Genomic DNA, 2,158 nt, shown 5'->3' on the forward strand with positions numbered 1-2,158 from the left:
CCGAAGCCATCGCCAAGCTGGAAGCCGGGGCTTAACCCGCCTTACAGGTTCTTCTTCAGGAATTTTTCCAACTCAGTCAGCATGGTTTCACGCGCCTCTTCCGTGTCCAGCGTATGGTTGCCGTTTTCCAGCAGGACCAGGCGGCTTTTTTTATGGGCATGACGAAGTTTGCTGTCCATGTCCTTCGACTGTTTAAAAGGAACACGGGCGTCGTCCTTCGCTGAGATAAGAAGAACGGGCACCTTGATGTCCTGCACATGGTTGATGGGCGAGACGTCGCTGTCGCTTTTGCCTTCAAGCCCCATGTATTTGATCCACTTAAGGCCGCCGATGAAATGCTTGTCGTGGGTTTTCATGTCGTCGATGTCTGTGACGCCATTGATGGAGGCTGCGCATTTATAGAGACCCGGTTCCATCACCGCCCCCATCAGCGCAGCGTACCCGCCGTAGGACCCACCGACAATGCAGATGTGGTTCTTGTCGGCATAGCCTTCCTTGATCAGCCACTTGGTGGCGTCGGTGACATCATTCTGCATTAGGCCGCCCCATTGATGTTCGCCAGCCTTCTCAAATTTTTTGCCATAGCCGCTGGAGCCGCGGAAGTTGGGCTGCAGGACCAGATAACCGCGGTTTGCCAGAAACTGGGCCCAATAATCCCAGTCATTGGTGTCCCGGGCCGAAGGTCCGCCGTGGGGTAGGACTACAGCCTTCAGGCCTTTGGCGCTTTCCATGCCTCGTGGGGTGGTTATATAGGCGGGGATGGTGCTGCCGTCTCTGACCGGGATATCGACCTGCTTCACATGGGCCTGGGTTTTAGGGTCAATCCCATCCATATAGGGGGACAGGAGGCTCATTTTCTTGGCTTCTAGGTCGAGAAGATAATACACGCCCGGGTCAACATCGCTGTAGGCGAAGATGACATAAATCTCCTTGCCCTTCGCTTTGCCGACGATGCTGTTGGTCGTTTTTGGGAGGCTCTTGTCGATGACCTTCTGGATATGGGCCAGGCCTTGGTCGAAATAGGCCGTGTGCCACCGGTCGGTTACGAAAACGACCCCGGCAGGCCAGCCGGTTTCGGGGTTATTTTTCACATAGCTCACATCGACCTTGGGGTTTTCATAAACAGTATCGATGATCTTACCGCTGTCGAGCGCCAGCTTGTATACGCCAAGCGTGCCATATTGGTTTAGCTTGGTGACATAGATGATGTTCGGGTCCTTACTGAAGCCGATGATGTCGGCATCCTTATACCAGTCTGCTTTGGTAAGGGGGGCGGTGTGGCCCTCTTTGTCCCTCAGAATAGCATATTGGTTATCAAGCTCATAGCCCTCGCCGAACCGGACGGTGTGGTTTTGGTCGGCATACCAATTTTGGATGCCGCGCATGCCCTGGATGACTTCCCGGTAATGGCCGTTGAAAATATTGAGCTTCCAGACCTCATCAGTGCCGTTGAGGTCGGCGTCGATCGACAGCAGGATATGCTCCGGGTCATCGGGGAGGAGGTCGATGATCTTATGTTGGAACTGAGGGGTCGGGGGGGTCTGGGGGGCCATGTTTATCCCGAGCCTGGAAATCTTTTTCCCCTTGACGATCCAGGCTTGATTTTGGCCATCACGGTCAACGGCCATCAGGCGGGTCTGGTCCAATTTGATATGGCTTCGGCCGCGTGTCTCTGAAAATCCGTAGACGACCAGAAGACGCTTGTCGGTGGCCCAATAGAAATTCACGATATTGGCATCTTGCGCCGACGATAGCGCTGCGGGCTGGCTGCCGTCCAGGTTCTCCATCACCAAAGCGGCGCGGCCCTTGAGATTGGTGATAAAGCCGATCTGCTTGCCGTCCGGCGACAGCTTCACGCCATGGAAAGCCGGCAGGCTGGCATAGGCCTTGACCGGCAGCAGTGGCGCGGTCCCGTGGGGCTTTGCCTGTGCGGTGCTAGCCGGTAAGAGGACGGCACCTGCGAGCAAAAGCGCAGCAGCCGTGCGGTGTGTGGAAAAAGTCATAAACCCCCCAAACTCATGTTTTCAATGTTTGTGCTTATTTGCCGATTTCCTCGGCGAGGAATTGCACGTCACGGAAGCGCGGCGCCTGGTGGCGATGGCCGAAGCCATCGCCAAGCTGGAAGCCGGGGCTTAACCCGCCTTACAGGTTCTTCTTC

At 55.7% G+C, this 2,158-nt stretch carries 1 protein-coding gene; it reads right to left on the reverse strand.

Annotated features, from left to right (window positions below; translation table 11 throughout):
* Positions 1-41: 41 nt before the first annotated feature.
* Complete coding sequence (locus K6118_RS17175) at positions 42-2,003, reverse strand: S9 family peptidase (RefSeq protein WP_247121727.1); 1,962 nt, start codon at positions 2,001-2,003, stop codon at positions 42-44.
* Positions 2,004-2,158: the final 155 nt, after the last annotated feature.

Source organism: Kordiimonas marina (assembly GCF_023006325.1).
GTDB lineage: Bacteria > Pseudomonadota > Alphaproteobacteria > Sphingomonadales > Kordiimonadaceae > Kordiimonas > Kordiimonas marina.

What these genes read in the sequence shown, in the direction of transcription:
- K6118_RS17175 (WP_247121727.1), bottom strand. Translation starts at nt 2,003, where the DNA reads ATGACTTTTTCCACACACCGCACGGCTGCTGCGCTTTTGCTCGCAGGT.